The sequence below is a fragment of the Methylobacter sp. sgz302048 genome, from assembly GCF_052162025.1.
Taxonomy (GTDB): Bacteria; Pseudomonadota; Gammaproteobacteria; order Methylococcales; family Methylomonadaceae; genus Methylobacter.
Genome location: NZ_CP197401.1, coordinates 724,355 through 744,483 on the forward strand (window position 1 = coordinate 724,355; position 20,129 = coordinate 744,483).

Below are 20,129 nucleotides of genomic sequence, written 5' to 3' on the forward strand. Positions count from 1 at the left end.
CTTATCCTTATTTACTCAAACCGTATGTCTCTGTGCAAATGCTCCCGCTAGTCCAACATATTCCTGCTTGCAATAGAACCAGAATCAGAGCCAGAATCGCTCATTGAGCTTATAACTTGCACTAAATCATCCTCATCAAACTGAGCCAGTTGCGCATCGATGATCTGCTCAGCAAGAAATGAAAGTACTGGTGTCATGAAGATATCGTGCAGCACCAGTTCAACCTCGAATTGCTGCTTGATTTCAAGCACCAACTTGACTACCAGCAAGGAATGCCCGCCCAGATCGAAGAAATTGTCGTGGCGGCCGACCTGGTCGACCTTGAGCAACTCGGCCCAGATGTCAGCCAGAGCCTGTTCGGTCTCGCCTTGCGGCGCTTCATACTGCTGCGTTTGCAGGGCACTGGCATCCGGCGCCGGGAGCGCCTTGCGATCCAGCTTGCCGTTAGCGGTCAGCGGCAGCGCCTCCAGGATCACAAAGGCTGCAGGCACCATGTACTCGGGCAACCCGGCCTTCAACTGCGCACGCAGCTCGTCAATGTTCAGGCTGGCATCGGTCATGGCCGTCAGATAGGCCACCAGGCGCTTGTCGCCGGGCTGGTCTTCACGCGCCATGACGACGGCCTCGTGCACACCGGCACAGGCTGCCAGCCGGGCCTCGATCTCGCCCAGCTCGATGCGGAAGCCGCGGATCTTGACCTGGAAGTCGTTGCGGCCCAGGAATTCAATACTGCCATCTTGCCGCCAGCGGCCCAGGTCGCCGGTCTTGTACAGCCGCGCGTTGGGATCGTTACTGAAGGGATCCTGGATAAAGCGCTCGGCGGTCAGCTCGGGCTGGTTCAGGTAGCCGCGGGCGATGCCGTCGCCGGCCACATGAATTTCGCCGGCGACCCCTATCGAAACCAGTTCACCCTGTGGATCAAGGAGGTAGACGCGGGTATTGGCGATGGGCTTGCCGATCGGCGGCAGCCCCTCGCCTCCCGCCGGCACGGTGCAGGAGGTCGAGACGACGCTGTTCTCGGTCGGGCCGTAGTTGTTGACCAGTTCGAACGGCAGCCCGGCCGGCGGATGGCCGTGCAGCCGGTCGCCGCCGGTCAGCAGGCAGCGCAGGGCCAGCTGCTCGGGCCGGGGCGAAGCCAGCATCAGTTCGGCCAGCGGCGTCGACATGAATGCGATAGTGATGCAGTCGTCGGCCAGCTGCTGCCACAGCGCCTCCGGCTGACCCAGCAGCTCGGGCTTCACCAGGTGCAGGCTGGCGCCGGCCGACAGGTACGGCCAGGTTTCCCAGGCGCTGGCGTCGAAAGCCAGGCCCGCCAGTTGCGTGGCCCGGTCGGCGGCGCTGACCTGGAATTTCCGGTTGTGCCAGCAGACCAGATTCATGACGCCGGCATGCGGCACCATGACGCCTTTGGGCTGGCCGGTGGAGCCGGAGGTGTAGATGACGTAGGCCAGATGATGGGGCGTCAGGCCGACTACGGCCAGGTCCGGATTATCGGAAGGCTGATGAGCCCACTGCGCCGCATCCGCAAAAAGATCAATCAGTCTGGCGCCGGCTGACCGCTCCGTCAGCCGGACCTTGAGGCCCGTGTCGGTCAATAGCGCCAGCGGAGCGCTATCCTCGAGCATGTAGGCCAGGCGCTCTGCCGGATAGGCCGGGTCCAGCGGCACGTAGGCCGCCCCCGCCTTGAGCACGGCGAGCTGACTGATCACCAACTCGACGCTGCGCGCCAGGCAGATTGCCACCCGGTCGTCGGGCTTTACGCCCAGGCGACGCAGATAATGCGCCAAGCGGTTGGCGCGCGCGTTCAGTTCGGCGTAGCTCAGCTGTCGGTCTTCGAACACCAGTGCCGGCGCATCGGGCGTCTTGCGCACTTGCGCCTCGAACAGTTCATGCAGGCAGCGGTCCCGCGGATAATCAGCCTCGGTGGCATTCCAGTCGTAAAGCACCTGGCGGCGTTCGGCTTCCGGCAGCACGCCGATCCGGCGCATGGCCGTGTCCGGCGCCGTCTCCAGGACCGTAATCAGGTTGTCCAGCGCCGTCTGCATCAGGGCGCACAGCCGTTCCGGCGCCACCGGCGACAGGGTTTGCGCCGACAGCGCAAACCTTTCGCCCAGATCGTCCACGGACAGCACGATCGGATAATTGCTGCGCTCTTCGCTCGATGACAGGATTTCGATGCCCTGCCAAGCGTTTGCGCCGTCGACCATTGCCTCCGTTTGGCTATGCCGGTAGTTGAGCAGTGCGCTGAACAGCGGCGCCGGCGCGGGCACGGCGCTGCAGCGTTGCGCCAGGCTCAGCGGCGCATGCTCATGGCGCAGCAGCTCGGCCAGCCGTGTTTGTACTTCACGGACCTGTTCCAGGACGCTGCCCTCGGCCAGCTGCACGCGCAGCGGCAGGGTATTGATGAACATGCCCAGCCCCCGCTCGGCACCTTCGCCGCCCTGCAGGCGCCCGAACAGCACCGTGCCGAAGACCACGTCATCGCGGCCTGAAGTCTTTGACACCACGGCGGCCCAGGCCAGGTGAAACAGACTGGCGGCGCTGATGCCCAGCACTCTGGCCTGTTCGCGCAGACGTCGGGCAAGATCAAGGCCGAGGTCTTGCTTCGCTTCTTCGATGCCTGCACCGTCGCCCCGCACGTCGAGCAGGCCGAACGGCGCCGTGGGCTCATCAACACCCGCCAGCATGCCGCGGAAAAAGGCTTCGTGCGCTTCCGGCTTCGTCCCGAGGCGTGCCTGCGCGACGAAGTTGCGGAACGGCAGCGGCGTGGGCAGTAAGTCGCTCTTGCCCAGCTGGTGCATCTGGATTTCCTCGAGCAGGATATCCAGCGCAGTGTTATCGAAGGTCAAATGGTGGGCCAACAGCAGCAACAGCCACTGCTTCTTCTTGGCGTCATAGGCCATGAAGCCGTTGATCATCGGCGCGACTCGCACATCGAGGCGATAATGCCGCGGATCGTAACGCTCCGCCAATTGTTCGGCCGCATCGCCCGCTTCAGCGTCTATGGCGACCTCCTCAACTTTCAACGGAGCCTGGCGCCACACGATCTGCACGGGCTCCGGCAGGCCTTCCCAGGCCACGGCCGTGCGCAGGATATCGTGCCGTGCTACTGCCGCCTGCAAGGCGGCCAGGAACCCGTCAAGACGTTCGCGCGTGTCGAACGCCATCAGCACCGGCATCAGGTAGGCGTCGCCTTCGGACTCCATCAGGTGATGGAACAGAATGCCTTCCTGCAGCGGCGCCAGCGGATAGATGTCCTGCACGTTGGCCGCCCCGCCCGGCACGGCGGCAATGATGCGGTCGATATCGGCCTGCGCCAGACTGACCAGCGGCAGCAGGTCCGGGGTAATGGCCGTGCAGCCGTCAGGGATGCGGTTGGCCGGAATGACCACTTGCTCGGCCTGGCTGCCGTTGTCGGCCAGCGCCGCCAGACCGGCCAGCGTCGGCGCACTGAACAAGGCCCGCACATCAATGTTCAAGCCGGCCTGGCGCATGCGTGCGATCAAGGTCACGGCCAGCAAGGAATGCCCGCCCAGCTCGAAGAAATTATCGTGGCGGCCGATCTGCTCGACTTTGAGCAATTCAGACCAAATGGCCGCCAGGGTTTGTTCGGCCTCGCCTTGCGGCGCTTCATAGCCGCGCGCGGCGTAGGCCTCGCCGTCCGGCGCCGGCAGCGCCTTGCGATCCAGCTTGCCGTTGGCAGTCAAAGGCAGCGCTTCGAGGTAGACGAAGGCGGCCGGCACCATGTACTCGGGCAACGTCTCGGCCAGATGCGCGCGCAGCTCGTCCACGGTCAGATCGGCGTCGCCGGTGTAGTAGGCCACCAGTTTTTTAATGCCGGGGCCGTCCTCGCGGGCCAGCACGGCCGTTTCGCGGACCGCCGGATGGCCGGCCAGCCGGGCCTCGATCTCGCCCAGTTCGATGCGGAAACCCCGGACCTTGACCTGGAAGTCGTTGCGGCCCAGGAATTCGATGCTGCCGTCGGCCAGCCAGCGGCCCAGGTCGCCGGTCTTGTACAGCCGCGCCTGAGGATCGTTACTGAACGGATCCTGGATGAAGCGCTCGGCAGTCAGCTCAGGCCGATTCAGGTAACCGCGGCCGACGCCGTCGCCGGCCACGAAGAGTTCGCCGGCCACGCCCACCGGCACCGGTTCGCCCTGCGCATCGAGGAAGTAAATGCGGGTGTTGGCCATCGGCCGGCCGATGGTGACGCTGGCCATCTCGGGATTATGTTTGACGTAGGCGGCCGTGCAGGAGACGGTGGCTTCGGTCGGGCCGTACGTGTTGACCAGCTTGGTTTGCTTATCGGGGCAGAGCGCTTCCCAGGCTTGCAGCTTCTGCGGCGACAGCGCGTCGCCGGTCACGTTGAGCAGCCGCACGCCGGCCAGTTGCGCGCGCGCCCGCTCCGGCGAGCGTTCCCATTCGGCCACCAGCGTGTGCCAGTGCGCCGCGGTCAGATGCACGAAGGTCGGGCGCAGCTCGCTGTCCATGCCGAACAGGCGCTCGCTCGGCGCCAGCGTCGCGCCTGACAGCAGCGCCGGGAAGATCTCTTCGACAGAGAGGTCGAAGTTGATCGAGTTTTGCTGCAGGACCGTATCGGCACGGGTCAGTTCAAATACTTGTGCCGCACCCAGTGCATAATTGACCAGCGCCTGGTGTTCGATCATCACGCCTTTGGGCTGGCCGGTGGAGCCGGAGGTGTAAATGACGTAAGCCAGATGCTGCGGCGTCAGGCCGAGGCTCTGGCGGTCCAGGTTGGCTTCGGATTGCGCCGCCCAAGGAGCCGGGTCGGCGTCGAGCAGCAGGCGCGGTATAGCCGGCATGCAGTCGGCGAACCGCTCGGCCAAATCGCTTTGTATCAGGAGCACTGCCGGGGTGCTGTCGGCCAGCATGTAGGCCAGCCGGTCGGTCGGATAGGCCGGGTCCAGCGGCACGTAAGCGCCGCCGGCTTTGAGAATAGCCAGCAGGCCGATGATCACGTTCGGCCCGCGGTCGGCGCAGATCGCCACCCGGTCGTCGGGCTTCACGCCCAGACTGTGCAGGTAGTGCGCCAGCTGATTGGTTTTAACGTTGAGTTCGGCATAGCTCAGCCTTCCGCCGTCCCAAACCAGCGCTTCGGCATCGGGTATTTGCAACGCCTGGGCTTCGAACAGTTCATGGGCGCAACGGTCGTGTGGATAATCGGCATCGGTGGCGTTCCAGTCGTACAGTACGCGTTGCCTCTCATCAGCCTCCAGCAGACTTATTCGGCTTATAGGCACATCGAGCGTAGAGGACGCAAGCCTAGTAAGCAGGCCTAGCAGGCGACGCATATGAGCAGCTAAGCTTTTTTCGCTATAATGCAGAGGATTACCTATAAAATCGAAGCGCAAGTCGAAACCGCTCTGGTTGTCATAAACATTCAGAGAAAGTTCGAACTCCGGTCCAGTGGAAAGATTATGATTCTGTGCCGGATAACCCGCAAAACTCTGAACATAATCGAAATGCATGACATTGATGGCCATACCATAGAAGTCGCTTCCGTTCGGGGGTAAACCAAAATCGCGACGAATATCTTCGCTTCGATAGCTTTGATGGCGCAAAGCATCTCGCATAGACCTTGTGGTTTGACTGACAAACTCCCCAAAACTTTGTCCGGAATCAACTTTCAATCTCAGCGGCAGGATATTCGACATCATGCCGCTAATATTGCGCATTGCCGCGCCAATCCGTGCGGATGCCGGCATGCCGACAACAATATCTTCCTCACCTGTGAATCGATGCAATAAAGTGCGGCGGCAGCCGTTATGATTTGAGGCACACTTGCGCCATGAGCCGCACCCAGGCTGCGTAATGCCTCTGCCGTCGAATAGGCCAGGTAACCTGTCTTACGGATAAGCTGGCGGCATGGAATCGGATCCGGTTGCTTGCCAGAGAGAGTTACCGGCTCGGGCCTGTCTTTCAGTTGGGCTAGCCAATACTCTCGATCTCGCTCGTATCTTACTGAATTACGGTAATTCTTTTCATGCTCCAATACATCGAGCCATGAACCGAAATCATTAAGTTCTAACGGATTAACTCCGCTTAGGGAGGCATATAAATCTGTAACTTTACGGGCTATAAGTGGACCCGTAAATCCATCTGAAATAAGATGATGCGTGCGTTGATAATAAATAAAAAAATCGGAATGTATTTTTAAAAGTGCAAACGTAGTCATTGGACCATGGATGATATCGCTAGCTTGTGCCATGTCATCACGCATCCAGCCTTTAGCAGTGGCGAGGGGATCTGTCTCAGCACTAAAATCTAAAGAATGAATAATCCAGTTTTTATCGCTAGAAAAGTATTGCTTTGGTCCTTCGTCAGTCGCAATAAAACGAAGATGGAAGCTATCGCTTTGATCCATGACAGTATTCACTGCCAATCTGAACAAGTCTGGATCAATAACTCCTGAAATTTCGATATATTCACCAATGTTATAGGCAGGGTTTTCAGGTTCGTAAATCTGAGCAAACCATATAGAGGTTTGCGCGCTAGTCAATGGATAGTATAAGGACATAATTTTTGCCAATCCTTGTAGATTGAGTTGAAATAACGCCCCAAGAAGTCAGCCGTAACTTGATTAGCCAATTCCGGACAACTGTTTTTTATTTTTCTTGCATCACTTTAAATTTGCTTAATGTTAATTCGATGAATTATTGAACTTTGATGCTAACTCTCAGCATGAGGCGACAGATGTGCGATCCATGCAATATTTATCCAATTGGATGGAGGTGTGCAATTAAGCAGCCTTTAAGAAATTTTTTGACAAATTGTATAATTCTATTGATCTGTAGGTAATCTGCATGAGCACTTATAGTAAAAGCACTTATAGAAATTCAACCAAATCTTTATGCAATTCATGGTTCTGTCGCCAAGTTTGTCAGGCTGGGCGATAATTGCCAGTTTTAGGCATTGAAAGCTCGGGTGATCCGTTTTAAAGGTGCTTACTATCCGAAAGACGTTATGCTCTATGCCGTCTTCTTCTATGTCCGCTATGCGGTTTTCTATCGGGATCTCAAAGACATTCCGGAAGAAAGAGGCATTAGTGTGTATCATGCCACGCTCAATCGCTGGGTTATCCAGTATTCAGCTTTCCTGGACTTCAGGGCCCTTATTAGTGCAATTAAACACTAGAAGCTAATCTTGCTGGTCAGCATGTCCCACCACATACGCCAGTCACCCAGAAAGCTGAGCCAGAGATATACAAAGATGGCGGGCTTGTTGTGTTCAAAGAAAAAATGCCCTGCCTAGGCAAAGGCGTAGCTTTGTACAAAGGCCACGGCAACCAGCCTCCACATTACAGTGATGGAAGCACTCATGAGCAACACCAGGGCTATAGATGCACCGACAAAGTGCAACCGACGGGAAATCCGGTTGGCGTGCCCGCTGAGGTAAAACGGATAAAACTCTTTAAATGTATGGTAAGCCTTTGCTGCATTCACGATGACACCATAACGAATTTCCCGAGCGGTGTTTTTACCAATAGTAGTTTATAGGTTATGCAAAAACTTAAGAAACATCATTACGGCATTTGTGCGATAATTTAAGGTTTAATTATTCATAGGACCGGTTGTGTCCGAATTATTCTGATACTGAAAGGAGTAACACATGACAGCACTGGTTGGCATCATTATGGGCTCGACCTCTGACTGGGAAACCATGCGCTTTGCTGCGGAAACGCTTGATCGTCTAAAAGTGCCGTATGAGGCTGAAGTCGTTTCGGCACACCGGACGCCGGACAAACTGTTTCAATATGCAGAAGCGGCAGAAGCTAAAGGCCTGGAAGTGATTATCGCAGGTGCTGGCGGCGCCGCGCATCTGCCCGGCATGACAGCGGCGAAAACCGCCATTCCTGTTTTAGGCGTGCCTGTACAGTCTAAAGCATTGAACGGCATGGACTCCTTGTTATCGATCGTTCAGATGCCTGCCGGCATTCCGGTCGGTACATTGGCTATCGGCAAAGCAGGCGCCATCAATGCGGCTTTGCTGGCGACGGCTATTATCAGCAATAAACACAACGAATACCGAACCGCATTAAACGACTATCGACGCGAACAGACTGAGACAGTGCTTGAGCATTCAGATCCTCGGGAGGATAGGGTATGAAAGTAGGAATTCTTGGAGCCGGGCAGCTGGCGCGTATGATTGCGTTGGCGGGTTATCCGTTAGGGCTCGATTTTATTTTTCTGGACCCATCGGCCGATGCCTGCGCCAACAAACTGGGCGAGCATCTGCATGGGGATTACAGTGATCCTGCCTTGCTCGCGCAGCTGGCGGAGCGCGCCGATGTCGTCACTTATGAATTTGAGAATGTGCCGGCACATGTCGCCGAATTTCTGGCGGCGCGGACCCAGGTGCATCCGGCTCCCAAGGCGCTGGCGGTTGCTCAGGACCGACTCATCGAGAAAAGTTTTTTCCGCGAAATCGGCATTCCGACTCCGGCTTTCGCGGCTGTGGACAGCCTTGAAGACCTGAAGCAGGCCATGTCGACCATCGGTTGGCCGGCCATTTTGAAAAGCCGTACCTTGGGCTATGATGGTAAAGGCCAGTCCGTGCTCAAGTCGGTTGACGACCTGGAGCCGGCCTGGGAATCGCTGCAAGGCGTGCCGGCTATCGTTGAGGCTTTTGTGCCATTCAAACGCGAAGTGTCCATTATTGCAGCACGCAACGTTTCAGGCGCTATCGCTTTCTATCCGTTATCCGAGAATTTGCATCGCGGCGGCATTTTGCGGGTCTCTGAATGCCGCGATGGCGATGCGCTGCAAAAGCAGGCCGAATCTTACGTTTCTGCGTTAATGGAAGCGCTGGATTATGTCGGCGTGCTGGCGTTGGAACTGTTCGATGTGGACGGCAATCTGGTCGCCAATGAATTCGCGCCGCGCGTGCATAACTCCGGCCATTGGACAATTGAAGGCGCTGAAACCAGTCAGTTCGAAAATCATCTGCGCGCCATTCTGGATCAGCCATTAGGCTCTACGGCATCGGTCGGCAAGGCGGCTATGGTGAACTTCATCGGCGGCCTGCCGGCTGACGACGATGTTTTGAAGATTCCGAACGCACACCTGCATCTCTATAACAAAGCGCCGCGGAAAGGCCGCAAAGTCGCCCACGCGACAGCGCGCGCGGAAAATTCAGAGAGGCTGTCAGACCTGATTAGAGCGTTAACAACGCTCGCCGATCAGGTTGATGATTCATAACTGTCCAGTCTCTTGCCGGTTGCGGCGGCAAAGCCGCAGCCGGCAAGATTCCTCACGCAGGGTGAATTCATTTATAAATCTGCCGTGCCGCGGGCCAGCCAGCCTCGGGCTTTGGCAGTAATGGCCGTCACGGCCGGATGCGATACTTTTCTCAACATCGAAATGGCGTAGAACCGAACGGTTAAATCTTCAGCCTCGCCAATGGGAATAACTTCGCATTTATCTTCTATTTCTTCTTTGATGGCCGTCGGTAAGGCAAAAATGCCGATGCCGGCCTGGCCAAATTTCTCCATCAGTGCGCTGTCATCAAACTCGCCGGCAATGCGCGGATGAATATGCCGTCTGTCAAACCATTGCTGAAGCTGAGTCCTTATTCCGCTGGCGTTGCCCGGCAATAACAACGGGGCCTTATCAAGACAATTCGGGAATGCCTGCTCAAACGTGTCTGCCAATTTCGGTGCGGCAAAAAAAGTCAGCGTCGATTCCCCAATCGGCCGGCAGAAGCCCCGGATATTAGTATCTGCAGGTACTTGGTTGTCCGAAATGACCAGGTCCAGCTTGTGCTGGTCCAGATCGCCCAGCAGCGAGTCAAGATTGCTTTCATGGCAATTGATGCGTACCAGGGCAGGTATATGCAAGGCTGGCTCCAGCAGGCGATAGGCGATGGATTTAGGCACGACGTCGGCAATGCCTACATTAAATGTCAATACCGATTCGGTAGGCCTATCGTGAACTATGCTCTCCAATTCGCTGCCTAGCGAAAAGATTTCATCGGCGTAAGTTAAAACTCTGTGCCCGGTATCGGTGAGCTCGAGATGGCGTCCTACACGGTCAAATAAAGCCACACCTAGCGTTTCTTCCAGTAAACTTAGTTGCCCACTGATCGTTTGCGGTGTCAGATTCAAACGCTCGCTGGCTCGGGCAATGCTTTTTTCCTTGGCGACCATCCAGAAGTAATGGAGATGCTTGTAATTAATCATAAATATTGCTCAGTTAATGCTCTGATTCCAGTCAATTAGAACATGATCACTAAATAATACTCGAATGATTTTTTTTATATTCAACAAATTTGATGCATTGGCAGATGTTTGCTTCTTTAAAAAAGCATAAAAGTTCGAGTATTTCGATCAATTAATAAAAAATATCCGACTTTTTATTTGGTACAGTAAGAGGTAAGTTAAAAGCTCATCTGGTAATACTCATGTAGGAGTGCAGTATGCAAATTGATATTCAAGCCCGAAACTTTTCCTTGACCGAATCGTTGAAACGTTATGTCGTTAAACGCATCAATAGCGCTTTAATCAGCAGCAACGATTCCGTCCAGCGCATTATCGTACGCCTTTCCAGTGATAATGGCCTCAAAGGCGGAGCTGATAAACGCTGTCATATTCAGGTAGTGATTCCGCATCAATCAGATGTAATTATTGATGATGTTGAGGAAAACATGTATGCGGCTGTTGACAGTGCGACCGATCGAGCCGGGCGCACTGTTACGCGTCATGTGACTAAACATCGCAAATTCAAACGCGTATTAGATCCAATTGACTCAACTGCTGCGTAGAGTTTATTCAATTCATAATCATTCTATTCGACTAAAGACACTAACGCGCTCTCTCCATTCGGGAGAGAGCCATTAGCAGCACCTCAGTCCACTGCAGCATTAATCAAGCTTGGGCACTCTAACCAATTTGCCGAATCAGTTTTAACCAGGCCTGGACTGTTGATTTACCGTATTTATCCAGATCATCTCTTTAATCCGATTCATAATCCGGAGGAGAACGCATGAACTTTCGAATACGACAGTTGATCGTTTTAGCGGCTTTATGTCTGGCGAGTCTGAACGGCCTTGCCGGGCAACGTATCGCCGTTTTGGATTTCGAGCTGAAGGATCTGACCCTGGCGCCAGGCATTCCTTCTGAAGTCGAACGTACGGCCGGCATAAAGGCCATGTTGGAAAACGAGCTGGTGAAAGCCGGGTATGAAGTCGTAACGGTAAGCTCGGAGGCCCAGCAAAGCGCTAATGCCGGTGTCGGGTATCTTTTTGATCATGATGATGTGGCGGCCAAGCTGGCCAGACAGGCTGGTGCCGACTATATACTGGTCGGGCGTCTGCATAAGCCCAGTTTCCTGTTTGTCTATCTTATGGGGCATTTGGTTAGCGCGCGTGACAGCCAATTAGTAGGAAACTACATTTCAGAGATTAAAGGCAGCGATAAAAAATTGACCTTAAAAGGCGTGGAGGATCTGGTCGTTAAAATCGACAAAACACTGAAAGCAATAAAGCAACCTTGAATACCGAGGAATTTTTTCTATCAAAAAGGCATTTTGTCATACTGAATTATAAGTTTTTGCTAAACTATTCTTTTCAGTAACTATGTGCCATATAGTTTGGCGCTATAACTAAATAATAGCAGGGACAATATGCCGGTTATATTAAAAGAACTTGCCGATTTATGCGGAGCCCGTATCGAAGGGGGAGATGCATCGGCATTAATTCATTCTGCAGCGGATATCATGGCTGCACAAAATGGACAAGTCACACAGCTGACTAACAGTCGATATGCCGGGCATATTAAGGATTCGACGGCTTCCGCTTGTTTTATTGCGGAAGGTTTTGCTGTTGAAAACGTCCCGCCAAGCATGGCGTTATTAGTCTGCGCCGACCCGGAGATCAGCTTTATTAAAGCGGTTGAACTGCTGCATCCAGCCAAGAGTTACCGTCGACAAATCTCGCCACAGGCGGTGCTTGAAGATAATGTCGCATTAGGCAGTGAGCTGTATATCGGCCCGTATGCCGTGATAGGTAAAAATGCGGTGATCGGAGATGGCAGCGATATCCTGGCTGGCGTCTATATCGGCAAAAACGCAAAAATAGGCAAGAATTGCCGCATTCATCCGTATGCCGTCATCTATGACGACGTAGAAATAGGCGATAACGTCATCATACATTCCGGCGCGATCATCGGTGCCGAGGGGTTCGGGTACAAATTCCGCAACGGCGCTCATGTTAAAGTGCCGCAGGTCGGCAATGTCATTATCGAAGATAACGTCGAGATCGGCGCCAATACCTGTATCGACAGAGGCGCATTGGGCAGCACGGTTATCGGAATGGGCAGCAAAATAGATAATCTGGTGCAGATCGGGCATAACAATAAAGTCGGTAGGCACGTGATCATGTGCGGTCAAGTCGGTGTATCAGGTTCCTGTACGATTGAAGATTACGCCATTCTGGCCGGCAGTGCAGGCGTTGCGGATCATGTTACGATCGGCCGTGGTGCCATAGTTCTAGCGCGCTCGGGCATAGCCGGCGATGTTAAAGCCGGTGCTCAGGTATTCGGCAGTCCTGCCAAAGATAAGAAAGAAGCCTATAAGGAACAGGTTGCTATCAGCAAACTGCCTGAGCTATTGAAGAAAGTGAAAATCCTAGAAGAGAGACTCAGCCTTCTTGAGAAGGATGAATAGCAGATACGTTTTGGATAAAGGTGAACAAATATCGCCGTTGAGGGCTTTCATTGAGGAGGATATTTCTCCAGCAATGTCAAAACTTCTGATAGGGATATTTGAAAGAGGATACTGTTATCTAGCTTAATAACAGTTCTGAACATACCCCCTCGCAGAATATATACGAGGGGGTATAGCAAGTAGTATCTTTTACAGATTATTCTGCTTTGTTGCTAGTTGCTTTTTTTCTTGCGTCAATAGCTTGGAAAGTTTCTTTTTGAAGCTCAGCTACGGCGCCGCTTTTCAAATGCTCAGTTTCTCTAGATTTGAGCATGACAACTAATACGATAGTTAAAACGATGATTCCGCCGATATACAGCCAGAAATTATCTCTTTGTTGTTCTTCAGCCATTTTTAAATCCTCATATAGTTATTGTAGTAATGATTTTTTGTCCCCTCTCCTCAAAGGGGTAACTCAGTAATTATTTTAATCACCGAATCGATCGTCGAAGTTTTTATAAACGACGGGTTAATTTTTATCACGAGATAAGGTGTTGTGTCAAAACTAAAATGAAATTATCTTGATTACTGGTTTTTTGAGTTTGCACATTGACCTTTTTTTTTTGTAAATTTCTTAATATTCTATAAATAAGCCATTGATAATAAAAAAAATTTATTTTTTATCCCACAGCGTGCCTGAAAAGCTGTTGCAACATATTTTTAGGCATGAGGTGGTGTTTAGTTGACTAAAAACTCACAGTGACGAGGCAGAAGGAAGGTCAGAATGTTTGAAAAAATCGGGGAACTGGGCCATACCTTGAAGAAATCCGATTATGATGAGCAACTGCCTGAGCTGAGAAGGCAATTGCTGACAATTCAGCAGAAGCTCCGGCAAATGGACTTTCCTGTCATTATCCTCATATCGGGCGTAGATGGAGGCGGCAAAGGCGAGGCGATCAATTTGCTGAACGAGTGGATGGATCCGCACTATGTACAGACCAATGCTTTCGATGATCCCAGTGATGAAGAGAAGGAGCGGCCTGAATTCTGGCGATTCTGGCGCACCTTGCCGGCAAAAGGCGCCATCGGCATTTATACCGGTTCCTGGTACAGCGAGCCGTTATCGCGGCGTATCCATCAGGAAATCAACGATGAACAACTGCAGGCTGGGCTCATGCATATCAGACAACTGGAGCAACTGCTGATAGATGATGGCGCTTTGATCATCAAATGCTGGCTGCATCTTGGCCGGGAGGCACAGAAAAAACGTTTGAAAAAACTCGAAAAAAATCCGGAAACCAGTTGGCGGGTAACCAGCCGCGATAAAAAGCATCTGGAAACCTATGACGAGTTTATCAGTGCGGCAGAAAAAGTGCTGTCCAGAACCAGCACCGGCATATCGCCGTGGCTGATCATCGACGGTACGGACAAGCATTACCGCCGCTTAGCGATAGGCCGGCACGTGCTGGACAGCATCAGCAGGCATATTGAACAGAGAGGCGCAGATAGGGGAGGCATCGAAAAGCCAGCCGCACCCGGCGTCATTAACATCGCGCAGCATAATCTGCTTGATACGCTCGACCTGACGCTTAAACTGGAGGAAAAAACCTACCATGAGCAACTGCGTTTTTACCAGGGCAAGCTGAGCAAATTAGCAAGGCTGGCGCGTCAGAAAAAGCGCTCCAGTATATTAGTCTTCGAAGGCTGGGATGCTGGCGGCAAAGGCGGAGCCATCAGGCGCTTAATCCACGCGCTGGATGCGAGGAACTATCGCGTGATTCCTGTTTTCGCACCCACCGATGAAGAACGCTCCCGGCATTATTTGTGGCGATTCTGGCGCCATATCCCAAGGGCCGGCAAAATCACGATTTATGACAGGAGCTGGTACGGGCGCGTGCTGGTTGAACGTGTCGAAGGTTTTGCGGCAGAATGTGAATGGCAGCGCGGGTATTCGGAAATCGTCAACTTTGAGGAAGAATTGATGCGTGCCGGCATCATTATCCTGAAATTCTGGCTGCATATCGACAAGGACGAGCAATTGAGACGGTTCCAGTCACGCGAGCAGATCAGCTATAAACAATACAAAATAACCGATGAAGACTACCGCAATCGCGAACAATGGGCCGCATACGAATTGGCCGTCAATGAAATGATTGTCCGGACCAGTACCCAGACAGCGCCCTGGACATTGGTTGAAGGCAATGATAAAAAATACGCCCGCATCAAGGTGCTGAAAAGCTACTGTGAGAGGCTGGAATCGGCTTTGGGCTGAAAAGCTGCCTTTTGAACACAGTTCAGGGCATTTATGACGCTCGTTTAAATCACGGGCTGCATCTGATAGAAAAACACCAACAGGTTTGCATAAGCCCTGAATGTTAAAAATACCGCTCAGCTTGAAGCTGAATATTCATCTTAAATTCAGGTTAAAGGGCTAGATTTCGAGTTAAGAACAACAAAAATCAACCTTCAATTACGGACTGTGCCATGACTCACAATATCCGATTCATTGCATTATTATTTATCTGGTCCTCCATAGCCCAAGCGGATGTATTCAAATGCACCGATCCTCAAACCAAGCGAGCCCTGTATCAGGCGAAGCCTTGTGTCGCCGCTGCCGTCGAGCAGCGGATTGAGATGAAAAACCGTAGCGTAGCGGAAGAAGCGGCGGCGGCCGAAAGACTGCGCAATTGGCAGGCTAGGAAGGCGGAGGAAGAAGCGTTGAAAGAGGAAATTGCGAAAGAGCGACGGGAAGCACACTTAAAAGCCGCTGAAGTTGAAGCCGCTCAACGCAATGTGGCAATCCAGCGGGAGATGGTACGAACACAACAGAGACTGGCCGATGAGATGAGCAGGCGGCCAGTGATTGTTCCGGTCCAGTCTGACTTCAGCCCGGCAAGCGCTGATACGAGGGTAATACAGGTGGACCAAGGCGCTAGGCAAGGGCCTGTGGCGATTCCGGCTCAGCCAGGCCCAGTAAGAGCTGGCACGAACGCAATACGGGCGGGCCGATGGGGTACGACAGGCCGATGAGATAAGCAGATGTACCCATACAGTTCCGGTTCTGTTACCACTTTTGGCCTGGCCTTCTTGAAAAACAGATCAATTGCCTGTTCCGCAATCCCATAACCGGCTGGCCACATGCCGGTTTTTTGTTCCCAAAACTCGACAATAGTTCATTGCTGAATAACAGCAATTACACCTGATGCAAGGCAATATCGGGATTACAAACATGAGCTATGGTCACAGCAGTTTTTAGCCGGCAATAAAATCGCGGCAATATCAAAGCATTACGATAAGTACTCATACGAATTTTATCCAACTCTTTTCTGAGTATAAATGAATGTATGCATGTCATGAACCGAGGGAAACATATGGAGTGATGTTCAGCATTCCCCTCCCTTCATCTGGAAATTTTTCTAAGCATGAATTTAAGGAGAATATCAATGACACATGAATCCTTACAATTTAACCCATTTAAACTCCTGTTACTGCTGTCCATTGCCTTCCTGCTTGGCGGCTGTGCAGGTAATCCTCCCAACGATAAAATGGCAACTGCACAGCAGTCGTTTAATCAGGCCAATGCGGATGATGGCGATAGATATGCTCCGTTAGAAATGCGGATTGCTCAGGAGAAATTGAGCAAAGCCCATGCGGAAATGCATGATGAGGACTATGAAGAAGCGGCAGCACTGGCTGACGAGGCAATGATTAACGCCAAGCTGGCTTCTGCGAAAGTCAATGCTGCCAGGTCCACGGCAAAGCTGGAAGAGTTAAAGAAAAGCATTAGTTCATTACGCCATGAAATAGGGGCTCAAAGGCAAATGCAATAGATGGATTAAATAAACCGCCAAGCGACTGTTCTTGAGCGTTAGGTAGTTAACCTTGATTAAGGAGTAACACTATGTCAACTAGAAAGTGGAATGCAGCTGCAGTTTATTGTAAGGCGGGAATTCTGATAGGCGCTGTACTCATGCTGGCAGGGTGTGCTACAGAGCCGCATAGAGGTTTAGAGGAGGCAACACAGAATCTGAATCGGGCAAAGCAGGATCCGAAAATAGCCAATAATGCGCAGGTTGCCTTGTATGACGCCGAGCAGACTATTAATAGAGCCCATGAAGCCTGGGAAGAGGATGAAGATGAAGAATATATTGATCATCTGGCTTATATGGCAAACCAGCAAATAAAGATTGCCGAGGCGAACGCCCAGGAAAAGATAAGCAATGATGAGTTCGAGCAGTTAAGCGGTAAGAGCAAGCAAATGCAGTTGGATGCCAGGACAAGAGAGCTTACGGACTTGAAGGCTCAAACCCTCACCTTGGGCGATACGCTCTTTCAGACAGGTCAAGCCGATCTCAAGCCAGAGGCATCGCAGAACCTTTACCGACTGGTATCCTTTTTAAAAGAGAATCCCAATCGCAAGGTCGTCGTTGAAGGGCATACGGACAGTGTCGGCTCAAGCCATAGAAATCAGCGTTTGTCAGAAATGCGCGCTCAATCCGTGGCAAACTTTTTAATTTCCAACGGCGTGGAAAGTTCGCGCATAACGGATGTCGGGTATGGTGAAGAGTATCCTGTTGACACTAATAGCACCTCATCCGGACGTGCAAATAACCGGCGGGTGGACGTCGTTATCATGAATGAAGGCGAAGAGCCCAGACTGAGGCGTTGATGATCTGAATGAAATTTACGTTCCTGCACCGGCTAAAATGCCGGTGCAGGATGTTTATTGCCTTAAATCCTTAACCACGCGCACGATTTCACTATCGCCGGGAATGGCTTCGATGCTGAAGCCCAGCTTTCTCATCAGAGACAGCATGGGTTTATTGATCGCCAGCACTTCGCCCTCAAAGAAGGACATGCCCTTGTATTTGGCCGCCTGCATCAACGTTTTCATGATACGCGTGCCTATGCCCATGCCTTGGCAGTCATCGGAAACCACCAGCGCAAATTCCACGGAGTGGCCATCGGGATTCATCATATAACGGCCTACACCCAGCTCGGCAGGCATGTTGTCATGATCGGTGATGGCCACAAAGGCCATTTCCCGGTCGTAATCGATTTGCGTAAAGCGCACGATCATCTCCGGCGTCAGTTCCTGCAGCGATTGCATGAAGCGGAAATATTTGGTGCGCTCCGACAGGCGATGCACGAAATCCTTTTCCATGTCCGCGTCCTCGGGTCGAATAGGGCGGATGGTAATGTTCATGCCGTTAGGCAACTGGTAATGTTGCGTCAATTGATGCGGATAGGGATGGATCGCCATATGCGAATAAGGCATGAGCTGATGCGAGACTTCGGCCTTGATGCGCGCGTCCACGGCCATGACGCCGTGCTCGTCGACAATCAGCGGATTGATGTCCAGCTCCAGGATTTCCGGCAGTTCGCTGACCATGATCGATATATTCAGCAACACATCAATCAGGGCTTTCATGTGGGCCGGCGGCAACTGGCGGAAAGCCTGCAAATATTTGGCCGCCTTGGTTTTGGCGATTAAATGCTCGACCATGTAGGCATTGAGCGGCGGCAGCGCGACGGCGGAATCCCGCACGATCTCAACCATGGTCCCGCCCAGGCCGAAACTGATGGCAGGGCCGAATACCGGGTCCCTGACCACGCCTACCATCAGTTCGCGGCCACTGGGTGAGCGGAACATGGGTTCGACCGTCATGCCGACTTCTGTAATCTCAGGATATTTGCGCTTGATGGCCGATTCCATTTCTGTGAAATTGCGGGAAACTTCCAGCGCGCTGTTGATATTAAGCCTGACGCCGCCAATATCGGATTTATGGCTGAATTCGGCCATGTTGACTTTCAACACCACCGGAAACCGCAGCGTTTCAGCAGCAATCATGGCATCTTTGGCGCTGGCTACCTTGATGGTCTGTGTGACCGGAATATGGAAGGCCGCCAGTATCGCTTTCGACTCCTGCGTCGTCAAAACCTGACGGCCTTCCGACAACACGCGCTCGATAATCAGCCGTGCGCCGATCACATCGGGATGCGCCAGTTCATCCGAAGGCGAAGGGATTTGCTTGAGCAGAATCTGGTTGCGGCTGTAGGTCGCCAAAAACGAAAAGGCATCGACCGCAACTTCCGGCGTGTTGAAATGGGCGATTTTACTGTTACCGAACAGGTTCCGGCCTTCCTGCACGCGCGCGCCGCCCGTCCAGGAAGCCAGCACCGGCTTCTGGCTGGACTTGGCGCCTTCGATAATATATTGGGCGACCTGCGTCGGATTCGTCATGGCCTGCGGCGTCAGAATGACCAGCACGCCGTCGATGTTCTTGTCTTTCAGGCAGATGTCCAGTGCCTGCTTATAACGTTCGGGCGTAGCATCGCCGAGAATGTCGATAGGGTTGGCATGCGACCAGTGCGCCGGCAGCGCCGCGTTCAACGCTTCCAGGCTTTCCGGACCCAACTCGGCCATCTTGATGCCGACATCCTCGGCGCGGTCGGTGCTCATGACGCCAGGTCCGCCGGCATTGGTGATGATCGCCAGCCGGTCCTGGCGAACTATGTAATTATTGGCCAACACGCGCGCCGCCGAGAACAGTTCGGCGATGCCGTAAACCCTGACGACGCCTGCCCGCTCAATGGCCGCATCAAAAACATTATCGCCGCCGACCAACGCGCCGGTATGCGACATGGCCGCCTTGCTGCCCGCCTCATGACGGCCGGATTTGATCAGGACTACCGGCTTCAGGCGCGCGGCGGCTTTCAGGCCGCTTAAAAAGCGGCGGGCATCGCGTATGCCTTCCACATACATCAGAATGCCGGTCGTTTTGGCGTCCATGGCCAGATAATCCAGCACCTCGCCGAAGTCGACGTCAGCGGCTGCCCCCATCGAAACTACCGTGGAAAAACCGATAGCCTGGGATTTGGCCCAGTCCAGAATAGCCGTGCAGACGGCGCCCGACTGCGACAGCAGCGCCAGCCGGCCGTCTTTGACCGGTCCCTCGCCGAAGGTCGCGTTCAGATGGCCGCTGGGCCGGACGATGCCCAGGCAGTTCGGCCCTACGATGCGGATGCCGTAACGGTGTGCGATATCGAGCACTTCCTGTTGCAGTCGCTTGCCATCAGCGCCCAGTTCGCCGAACCCTGCTGTTATGATGATGACCGAGGTGACGCCTTTTTCGCCGCATTGGCGCATGATGTCCGGCACAGCGGCGGCCGGTACTGCAATCACGACCAGATCCAGATCTTCGGGAACGGCGATCAAATCAGGGTAGGCTTTCAAACCTAGCACCGTGTCGCGTTTGTTGTTGACCGGATACAGTCCGCCTTCAAAGCCCGCCTCCTGCATATTGAGCAGCAGGCGGTAGCCGACGCTGTTCTCGCGTTCGGATGCGCCCACGATAGCCACTGTCTTGGGCGTGAAAAAAGGGCTTAGATAGTGAGGTCCCATACCTGCTCCGGCGATAAGATGAAAATAACCGAAATGTTACCATTTTGCGCGCCCGGCCCAATCAA

General features: G+C 53.3%; 13 protein-coding genes and 4 pseudogenes. 10 read left to right on the plus strand and 7 right to left on the minus strand.

Annotated elements, in window-relative coordinates:
* Positions 1–47: 47 nt before the first annotated feature.
* The 3 genes and pseudogenes from ACTNE6_RS03620 to ACTNE6_RS03630 form a co-directional block, all read right to left on the minus strand.
* Positions 48–3,707 carry an amino acid adenylation domain-containing protein gene (locus ACTNE6_RS03620; protein WP_442499668.1) on the minus strand — a complete coding sequence of 1,220 codons (3,660 nt, stop codon included), beginning with the start codon at positions 3,705–3,707 and terminating at the stop codon, positions 48–50.
* A pseudogene (locus ACTNE6_RS03625) lies at positions 3,702–5,261 on the minus strand (non-ribosomal peptide synthetase); the annotation flags it as partial. The pseudogene ACTNE6_RS03625 and the gene ACTNE6_RS03620, both read right to left, overlap by 6 nt.
* Positions 5,262–5,273: 12 nt before the next feature.
* Positions 5,274–6,538, minus strand: a pseudogene (locus ACTNE6_RS03630) (condensation domain-containing protein); the annotation flags it as partial.
* Positions 6,539–6,945: 407 nt separating this feature from the next.
* Between ACTNE6_RS03630 and ACTNE6_RS03635 the strand changes: the two are divergent.
* Positions 6,946–7,110: pseudogene (locus ACTNE6_RS03635) on the plus strand (IS6 family transposase); the annotation flags it as partial.
* Positions 7,111–7,151: 41 nt separating this feature from the next.
* Here ACTNE6_RS03635 and ACTNE6_RS03640 read toward each other — a convergent pair.
* A pseudogene (locus ACTNE6_RS03640) lies at positions 7,152–7,463 on the minus strand (Mpo1-like protein).
* 166 nt (positions 7,464–7,629) lie between these two features.
* On the opposite strand from ACTNE6_RS03640, the gene purE reads away from it, so the two are divergent.
* The gene (purE, locus tag ACTNE6_RS03645; protein ID WP_268118098.1) at positions 7,630–8,127 is read left to right on the plus strand and encodes a 5-(carboxyamino)imidazole ribonucleotide mutase; all 498 of its coding nucleotides are present in this window, start codon (positions 7,630–7,632) and stop codon (positions 8,125–8,127) included.
* A complete protein-coding gene (locus ACTNE6_RS03650) occupies positions 8,124–9,218 on the plus strand; it encodes a 5-(carboxyamino)imidazole ribonucleotide synthase (RefSeq protein ID WP_442498633.1) in 1,095 nt (364 codons plus the stop codon). Before purE ends, ACTNE6_RS03650 begins: the two co-directional genes overlap by 4 nt.
* A gap of 71 nt (positions 9,219–9,289) precedes the next feature.
* Here the strand turns inward: ACTNE6_RS03650 and nhaR are convergent, their stop codons facing one another.
* A complete protein-coding gene (nhaR, locus tag ACTNE6_RS03655; protein WP_442498634.1) occupies positions 9,290–10,198 on the minus strand; it encodes a transcriptional activator NhaR in 909 nt (302 codons plus the stop codon).
* Positions 10,199–10,434: 236 nt separating this feature from the next.
* Between nhaR and ACTNE6_RS03660 the strand changes: the two genes are divergently transcribed.
* From ACTNE6_RS03660 to lpxD, 3 genes are all read left to right on the plus strand, one after another.
* Entirely contained in the window at positions 10,435–10,779 is a 345-nt protein-coding gene (locus ACTNE6_RS03660; protein WP_442498635.1) for an HPF/RaiA family ribosome-associated protein, read from the plus strand.
* A 221-nt stretch (positions 10,780–11,000) separates the two neighbouring features.
* Entirely contained in the window at positions 11,001–11,510 is a 510-nt protein-coding gene (locus ACTNE6_RS03665) for a DUF2380 domain-containing protein (protein ID WP_442498636.1), read from the plus strand.
* Positions 11,511–11,639: 129 nt separating this feature from the next.
* Positions 11,640–12,680, plus strand: a complete 1,041-nt coding sequence (gene lpxD, locus ACTNE6_RS03670; protein WP_442498637.1) for a UDP-3-O-(3-hydroxymyristoyl)glucosamine N-acyltransferase — start codon at positions 11,640–11,642, stop codon at positions 12,678–12,680.
* Between the two features lie 196 nt (positions 12,681–12,876).
* Here the strand turns inward: lpxD and ACTNE6_RS03675 are convergent, their stop codons facing one another.
* Positions 12,877–13,071, minus strand: a complete 195-nt coding sequence (locus ACTNE6_RS03675; RefSeq protein WP_442498638.1) for a hypothetical protein — start codon at positions 13,069–13,071, stop codon at positions 12,877–12,879.
* Positions 13,072–13,443: 372 nt separating this feature from the next.
* Here ACTNE6_RS03675 and pap point away from each other — a divergent pair, with 372 nt between their 5' ends.
* The 4 genes from pap to ACTNE6_RS03695 all read left to right on the plus strand — a co-directional run bounded on the left by pap (position 13,444) and on the right by ACTNE6_RS03695 (position 17,328).
* Positions 13,444–14,931, plus strand: a complete 1,488-nt coding sequence (gene pap / locus ACTNE6_RS03680) for a polyphosphate:AMP phosphotransferase (protein ID WP_442498639.1) — start codon at positions 13,444–13,446, stop codon at positions 14,929–14,931.
* 212 nt (positions 14,932–15,143) lie between these two features.
* Complete coding sequence (locus ACTNE6_RS03685) at positions 15,144–15,689, plus strand: hypothetical protein (protein WP_442498640.1); 546 nt, start codon at positions 15,144–15,146, stop codon at positions 15,687–15,689.
* 413 nt (positions 15,690–16,102) lie between these two features.
* Positions 16,103–16,489, plus strand: a complete 387-nt coding sequence (locus tag ACTNE6_RS03690; protein ID WP_442498641.1) for a DUF4398 domain-containing protein — start codon at positions 16,103–16,105, stop codon at positions 16,487–16,489.
* Positions 16,490–16,560: 71 nt separating this feature from the next.
* The gene (locus ACTNE6_RS03695) at positions 16,561–17,328 is read left to right on the plus strand and encodes an OmpA family protein (RefSeq protein WP_442498642.1); all 768 of its coding nucleotides are present in this window, start codon (positions 16,561–16,563) and stop codon (positions 17,326–17,328) included.
* A 54-nt stretch (positions 17,329–17,382) separates the two neighbouring features.
* Here ACTNE6_RS03695 and ACTNE6_RS03700 read toward each other — a convergent pair whose 3' ends face one another.
* Positions 17,383–20,064, minus strand: coding sequence for a bifunctional acetate--CoA ligase family protein/GNAT family N-acetyltransferase (locus ACTNE6_RS03700; protein WP_442498643.1), 2,682 nt, complete (start codon positions 20,062–20,064; stop codon positions 17,383–17,385).
* Positions 20,065–20,129 lie beyond the last annotated feature (65 nt).